Raw genomic sequence first — 8,217 nt, forward strand, 5'->3', positions numbered from 1 at the left:
GGGTGGACGGGGGCCGGTCCGGCCAGCGGGTCCGGACGGCGCCGGCGTCCAGGACGACCTCGCCGAGCACGCCGCCCGCGAACGTCCACGCGCCGGGCCGCTCGTAGACCACGTAGTCGCCGAACAGGCCGGATCCGGCCAGCCGGGCCATGGCGGCGAGGGGCTCGGAGGGGCACTCCAGCACGAGCTCCGTGGGATTCGCATCAGCGCGCAGACCGATGGACAAGGCAGCCAACTCCCTCTCGCGGCCGGAAGATCAAGTTAGGTAAGGCTAACCTTGCATGGTCAACATAGGCAAGGCTAACCTAACTCGTGATCATGGCGGTGGACGAGAGGGCGGGCGTGCGGACGACGGCGGCGCGGCGGCGCGAACTGATGCGGCGGATGATGGCCGAGGCCGGGCTGGGGTCCGGCGACGCCCGGATCACCCCCCGCGGATCGGACGGGCCGGCCCCGCTGTCCCACGCGCAGCAGAGCATGTGGCTGCACCACCGCACCTTCCCGGACAGCCCCGCCTACAACGTCTGCCTGCTCGTCCGCATGGACGGGCCGCTCGACCCCGGTGCCCTGCGCGAGGCGCTGCGCGGCCTGATCCGCCGCCACGCCGTCCTCCGCACGACGTACACGGAGGAAGGCGCGGAGGACGGTGCGAAAGACGGGGCGGAGGCCCGGCCGGTGCAGGTCGTCACCGGCGACGACACCCTGGAGCTCGCGCCGGTTCCGTGCGCGGACGCCGAGGCGCGGGCGGCGGAGCTGGCGGCGATCCCGTTCGACCTGCGGAACGAGCGGCCGATCCGGCTGGAGCTGCTCGGGCTCGGCGAGGGCGAGCACGCGCTGGTCCTGGTCGTCCATCACATCGCGTGGGACGGGATGACCTGGGGGTCGCTGTCGCGCGACCTGTCCGCCCTCTACCGCGCGGCCGTCACCGGCGAGCCCGACGGCCTGCCGGCGCTGGACGTCCAGTGCGCCGACTACGCGGAGTGGGAGCAGCGGCGGCCCGCCGACGAGGCCGACCTCGCCTACTGGCGCGGGCGCCTCGACCCGCCGCCCGCGCCGCTCGACCTGCCGGCCGACCGTCCGCGCGGCGCCGCCGCCGACGAGCGGGGCGGGCGCCGCGCGCGGCGGTTCGGCGACGCCGTCACCGAGGGGATGCGCAAGCTCGCCGCCGAGGAGAACCTCACCCCCTACATGGTGATGACGGCGGCCTACGCCGTCCTGCTGCACCGCTACACCGGCGCGGACGACATCGCGATCGGGTCGGCGGTGATGAACCGGGAGCACGCCGAGACCGAGCGGCTCGTCGGCAACTTCGGCAACACGCTCGTGCTGCGGACCGACCTGTCCGGCGCGCCGACGTTCCGGGAGGCGCTGCGGCGCACCGGCCGGACGGTCACCGAAGGCTTCGCGCACCAGGCGCCGCCCTTCGACCGGATCGTCCGGGAACTCCGCCCCGCGCGGGGGCGCGGCAGGTCGGCGTTCTTCGACACGATGCTGCTCTTCCTCGCCCAGGAGATCGGCGAGCTCGACCTGCCGGGCGTCACGTCGAGCTGGACGCACATCCACAACGGCACGACCCATGTCGACCTGTCGCTGGAAGCGTTCCTCCGGCCGCAGGGCATGACCGTCGAGGCCACGTTCCGGCGCGGGCTGTTCGACGACGAGCGCATCGACGCGCTGCTCGTCCACCTGGAGACGCTCCTCGGGGACGCCACCGCCGACCCGGACCGCCCCATCGGTGACCTCGACATCATGGACGCCGGCGAGCGCGCTCTCATCGAGGCCGCCAACGCCACCGAGCGGCCGGTGCCCGAGACGGACGTGGTCGCGCTGTTCGCGGAGCAGGCCGCCCGCACGCCCGGCGCCACGGCCGTCGAAGCCGGGACGGAGTCACTCACCTACGCCGAACTGGACGAGCGGTCCTCGGCGCTCGCGGCGGAACTTCGCGCCAGGGGCGCCGGAGCCGAGAGCGTCGTCGCGCTCGCGCTGCCCCGCACGCCGGATCTCGTCGTCGCGCTGCTGGGCGTCCTGAAGGCGGGCGCCGCGTACCTGCCGCTCGACCTGGACCACCCCGCCGACCGCCTCGCCTCCATGCTGGACGACGCCCGGCCCCTCTGCGCGATCGCCGCACCGGAGACCGCGCACCTCCTCCCGGACACGGCGGACCTCCTCGTCCTCGACGGCCCCCTGCCGCCGGAGCCCGCACCCGCCGGCGACATCGGTGCGGACCAGCTCGCCTACGTCATCTACACGTCCGGTTCGACCGGACGGCCCAAGGGCGTGGCGATCCCGCACGGCGCGCTGGCGAACTTCCTGCTCGCGACCCGCGCGCAGCTGGGCCTGGGCGCCGGGGACCGGCTCGTCGCGGTGACGACGATCGCGTTCGACATCGCGGCCCTGGAGCTGTTCGTGCCCCTGATCAGCGGCGCGACCGTCGTCCTCGCCGACCGGGCGACCGTCCGCGACCCGGCCGCGCTGGCCGGGCTGCTGAAGGACGCCGCGGTCGTGCAGGGCACCCCGTCGCTGCTCGGCACGCTCGAACCCGCCGCGCTGACGGGGCTCCGGGTGCTCGTCGGCGGCGAGGCGCTGCCGGCGGCGCTCGCCGAGTCGCTGCGGGCCGGGGCGGCGCTCGCGACCAACATGTACGGGCCGACGGAGGCGACGATCTGGGCGACCTCCGCGGACCTGCCCGCGTCCGGCATCGGCGGCCCGTTCTGGAACACCCGCGCGCACGTCCTCGACGCGCGGCTCCGCCCCGTGCCGCCGGGGGTGCCCGGCGAGCTGTACCTGGCGGGCGCCCAGCTGGCCCGCGGCTACGCCGGCCGCCCCGGCCTCACGGCGGAACGCTTCGTCGCGGACCCGTACGGGCCGCCCGGCTCCCGCATGTACCGGACGGGCGACCTGGCGCGCCGCGCCCGCGACGGGTCGATCGAGTACCTCGGCCGCACCGACGACCAGGTGAAGATCCGCGGGTTCCGGATCGAGCCGGCCGAGACGCAGGCGGTCCTGGCCGCGCAGCCGGGCGTCGCACAGGCGGCCGTCGTGGTCCGCGAGGACCGCCCCGGCGAGCCGAGGCTCGTCGGCTACTACGTCCCGGCGGACGGCGCCGGCGAGACGGACCTCCGCGACGCGCTCGCCGGCGCGCTGCCCGCGTACATGGTGCCGTCCGCGCTCATCGCCCTCGACGCGCTGCCCCGCACGGTCAACGGCAAGCTCGACCGCGCCGCGCTGCCCGCGCCCGAGGCCGCTGTCTCCGGCCGCGCGCCGCGCGACGCCCGCGAGGCGGCCCTGTGCGCGATCTTCGCCGAGCTGCTCGGCGTCGAGGGGGTCGGCATCGACGACGACTTCTTCGCGCTCGGCGGGCATTCGCTGCTCGCGACCCGCGTCGCGGCGAAGTCCCGCGCCGTCCTCGGCGCGGGACCGTCCATCGCGGACGTGTTCGAGGCCCCGACCGTCGCCGCCCTCGCGCCCAGGCTGGTGACGACCGACGTGGTGCGGGTGCGCGACGTCGAACGGCCCGCGATCGTCCCGGCGTCGGCGGCGCAGCGCGGGCTCTGGCTGGAGGAGCGGCTGCGCGGCCCGTCCGCCTCCTACGCGCTCCCGCTCGGACTCCGCCTCCGCGGCCCGGTGGACGAGGACGCGCTCGGCGCCGCGTTCGCCGACGTCGTCGCCCGCCACGAGGCGCTGCGCACGCTGCTCGTCGAGGGACCGGACGGGCTGCCCGTCCAGCACGTCCGGGAAGCGGACGCCCGCCTCTCCGTCATCGACGCGCGGGGCGAGACCCCGGAGCGCGTCGCGGCCGTCGAGCGGGACGCCGCCGCGCACGCCTTCGACATCGGCCGCGACCTGCCCGTCCGCGGCACCCTCGTCCGGACCGGCGACGACGAGCGCTCGCTGATCCTGCTGCTGCACCACGCCGCCGCCGACGAGTGGTCGTTCACACCGCTGCTCGCCGACCTCTCCCGCGCCTACGAGGCCCGGCGCGGCGGACGCGCACCCGACTGGGAGCCGCTGCCCGTCCAGTACGCCGAGTACGCGGCCTGGCAGCGCGACGCCGCCCCCGACCCGGCCCCCCAGCTCGACTTCTGGGCGGAGGCGCTCGCCGGACTGCCCGCGGAGACGGTCCTGCCGCTCGACCGGCCGCGCCCGGCGGAGGCGAGCCACCGGGGCGGGCTGGTGCCGTTCCGGCTCCCGGCCGCCGCGGTCCGGCGGCTGGCCCGCGACACCGGGACCAGCGTGTTCATGGTGCTGCACGCCGCCGTCGCCGCGCTGCTCCAGCGGTCCGGCGCCGGCGACGACATCGCGCTCGGCTCACCCATCGCCGGACGCGCCGACGAGGACCTCGCCGGCCTGGTCGGGGTGTTCGTCAACCCGCTCGTCCTGCGCGCCGACCTGTCGGGCGACCCGAGCTTCGCCGAGCTGCTCGACCGGGTGCGGGCCGCCGACCTCGCCGCGTTCTCCCGCGCCGACGTCCCGTTCGAGCGGGTCGTGGACCGGCTCGCCCCCGAACGCTCGCTGGCCCGCGGCCCGCTGTTCCAGGTGATGATCGTCCACCAGCGGCTGGACGACGTGCGCCTCGCGCTGCCGGGCGTCCGCGCCGAGCCGTTCCTGCCCGAGACCGGCGGCGTGAAGTCCGACCTCGACCTCTACTTCGCCGAGGGCGACGACGAGATCGAGGGCTTCGCCGCGTACGCCGCCGACCTCTTCGACGCCGCCACCGTCGAAGGGCTCCTGGACTCCCTCGGCGGCCTGATCGCCCAGGTCACCGCCGACCCCGGACTGCGGCTCTCCTCCCTCGGCGCGGCCGTCGAGCATCCCGACACCGCCCGCGACTTCCCGATCAAGACGGTCGCCGCGCTCATCGAGGACCAGGCCGCGCGCACCCCGGACAAGACCGCCGTCGTCTTCGGCGACACCGCCCTCACCTACGCCGACCTCGACCGGCGCGCCGAGGACCTCGCCGACCGGCTCGCCGCCGCCGGCGCCGGCCCGGAGCGCGTCGTCGGGCTCGCCCTGCCCCGCTCGGACGCGTTCGCCGTCGCGCTGCTCGCCGTCCTCAAGGCGGGCGCGGCCTACCTGCCGATCGACCTGTCGTACCCGCCCGCGCGCGTCGAGGCGATGCTGGACGCCGTCCGGCCGCTGCTCGTCCTCGGCCGCGACGCCTTGCCCCCGGACGCGCCCCGCCGCGTCCGCCCGGACCTCCGCCCCGACCACCTCTCCTATGTGATCTTCACGTCCGGGTCGACCGGGACGCCGAAGGCCGTCGCCGGCACCCAGCGCGCCCTCACCAACCGCCTCGCCTGGGGCGCGGACCTCGCGGCGCCCGGCGTCCGCGTCGCCAAGTCGCCGCCCGCGTTCATCGACGGCACGACCGAACTGCTCGGCGGCCTCGCCGCCGGCGACACGGTCGTCATCGCCGACGAGGCGACCGCGGCCGACGCCGTCGCGCTCGCCGACTTCATCGAACGGCACCGCGCCGGGCTCGTCACGCTCGTCCCGAGCCTGCTCGCCGCGTTCGCCGAGAACGGGCTGCCGCCGTCGGTCACCACCTGGATCAGCAGCGGGGAGGCGCTGCCCGCCGCGCTCGCCGAGCAGGTCCCGGCCCGGCTGGTCGACCTGTACGGGTGCTCGGAGGCCGCCGGCGACAGCCTCATCGCGGAAGCCGGGGGACTGACGCCGATCGCCAACACCCGCGCGCACGTCCTCGACGCCGCGCTCCGCGAGGTCCCCGCCGGCGAGCTGTACCTGGCGGGCGACGGGCTCGCGCGCGGCTACCTCGGCGACCCGGCCCGCACCGCCGAGCGGTTCGTCGCGAACCCGTTCGGCCCGCCCGGTTCCCGCCTCTACCGGACCGGCGACCGGGTCCGGCGCCGCCCGGACGGCGGGCTCGACTTCCTCGGCCGCACCGACGACCAGATCACGATCCGCGGCTTCCGGATCGAGCCGGGCGAGGTCGAGGCCGTGCTCGGCGCCCAGCCGGGCGTCCGGCGGGCCGCCGTGGCCGCGCACGGCTCCCGCCTCGTCGGGTACGTCGTCGGCGACGCCGACACCGGGGCGCTGCACGAGTCGCTGCGGAGCCTGCTGCCCGGCCATCTCGTCCCGGCCGACCTGGTCGTCCTGGACGAGCTGCCGCTGAACCCGAACGGGAAGGTCGACCGGCGCTCGCTCCCCGAGCCGGGGCGGCCCGCCGGCGGGCGGGCGCCGTCGACCGAGCCGGAACGCGTCCTCGCCGCCCTCGCCGCCGGCGTCCTCGGCCGCGGCACCGTGGGCGCCGACGACGACTTCTTCCGCACCGGCGGCGACAGCATCGGCGCGGCGCTCCTCGTCGCCCGCGCCCGCCGCGCCGGGCTGTCCTTCACCGTCCGCGACGTCTTCCGCCTCCGCACGGTCGAGAGGCTCGCCCGGACGGCCGCGCCCGCCGCCGGCGCCGTCTCCGCGCGGGCCGCCGAACCGCTCGGCGAGCTTGCGCTCTCGCCGCTGCAGGAGGGCCTGCTCTTCCACCTGATGCTCGCCGGCGAAGGCCGCGACATCTACGTCCAGCAGGCCGTGGTGACGCTGTCCGGCCCGGTCGACGCGGGCCGGATGGCGGACGCGGCGCGCGCGGTCCTGACCAAGTTCCCGAACCTCCGCGCCGGGTTCAGGACGGACGGCGACCGCGCCGTGCAGTTCGTCCCCGACGACGTCGACGTGCCCTGGACGCACGCCACCGTCGCCCCCGGCGACCTCGAAGCGTTCATCGACGCCCAGCGAGCGGAACCGTTCGACCCGGGCGAGCCGCCGCTGATCCGGTTCGCGCTGGCCACCCTCGCCGCCGATGACCACCGCCTGATCCTGACCTCCGAGCTGATCCTGCTGGACGGCTGGTCGGGCGGCCTCCTCGTCACCTCGCTGCTCGACTCCTACACCGATGCCGCCGCGGAGGCGGCGCGTCCCGTCCCGCAGTTCCGCGCTTTCCTCGACTGGGTCGGCACCCGCGACAAGGCCGCCGCCGTGGACGCCTGGCGCCGCGCCCTCGACGGCTTCGACGAGCCCGCCCTCGTCCGCCCCGGCCTGGCCGGCAGAACCGCCGACCTCGCGGACGCAGGGGAGGTGCACCGGCCGCTCCCGCCCGCCCTAGCCGAACGGCTCGACGCCGTCGCCCGCGACCGCGGCGTCACCCCCGGCACCCTCTTCGAGACCGCGTGGGGCCTGGTCCTGATGGGCCTGACCGGGCGGGACGACGTCGTCTTCGGCGCCTCCGTGTCGGGACGCCACCCCGACGTGGACGGCGTCGAATCCATGGTCGGCCTGCTGTTCAACACCATCCCCGTCCGAGTCCAGGCGGGCCCCGCCGACCCGCTGGCGGCCGTGCTCGACCGCGTCCAGCAGGCGCAGTCCGAGCTGTTCGACCACTCCTACGTCGCGCTCGCCGACGTCCAGCGCGCCACGGGCCTCGGGACGCTCTTCGACACGCTGTTCGTCTTCCAGAACTTCCCCGGCATGCCGACCGGCCGCGGCTTCGGCCCGGACGGCGGCCTCCGCGTCCTCGGCCGCGAGGTCCGGGACGCCACCCACTACCCGATCACGATGGTCGTCGAACCCGGCACGGGGCTGCGCGTCATGTACCGGGGGGACGCCTTCACCGGCGCCGAGGCCGAACGCGTCACCGACCGCTACCTCGGCGTCCTGCACCAGCTCGCCGACGACCCCGGCGCGCCCTGCCACCGCCTCGACCTCCTCGTCCCCGAGGAACACGAGGGGATCCGCCGCGACTGGGACGAGGCGCGGCATCCCGTCCCCGAGCTGACCGTCGCGGAACTGCTCGCCGAACGCGCGGCGGAGCAGCCCGGAGACCTCGCGCTCGTCTCGCTTCCCGACGTGCGCCTCACCTACGGGGAGCTGAACGCCGAGGTCAACCGCCTCGCCCGCCTCCTCATCGCGCACGGGGCGGGCCCGGAGCGGGTCGTCGCCCTCGCGCTGCCCCGCTCCGCGCAGATGGTCGTCGCGCTGTTCGCCGTCCTGCGCACCGGCGCCGCGTACCTGCCGCTCGAACTCGACCACCCGGCCGACCGGCTCGACTACATGCTCCAGGACGCGGCCCCCGCCTGCCTGGTCTCGCACCGCGACATCGCCGCCGGGCTCGCCTTCACCGGCCCGACACTCGCGCTGGACGACCCGGAGACCGCCCGCGCCCTCGCCGGCCTCCCCGGCACCGACCCGGCCCCCGGCGAACTGCGGGAC

1 protein-coding gene and 1 pseudogene are annotated in these 8,217 nt (G+C 76.1%); one reads left to right on the forward strand and one right to left on the reverse strand.

Features of this window, described 5'->3' with window-relative positions; genetic code table 11:
• Window positions 1-184 (reverse strand): annotated as a pseudogene (locus E1284_RS35930) (salicylate synthase); the annotation flags it as partial.
• Between the two features lie 134 nt (window positions 185-318).
• Between E1284_RS35930 and E1284_RS35935 the strand changes: the two are divergent.
• Window positions 319-8,217 (forward strand): non-ribosomal peptide synthetase (locus tag E1284_RS35935; RefSeq protein ID WP_131944616.1); only part of this gene is annotated, 7,899 nt, incomplete at its 3' end.

Origin of the sequence: Actinomadura bangladeshensis, from assembly GCF_004348335.1 — a bacterium.
In the GTDB taxonomy this organism is placed as follows: Bacteria; Actinomycetota; Actinomycetes; order Streptosporangiales; family Streptosporangiaceae; genus Spirillospora; species Spirillospora bangladeshensis.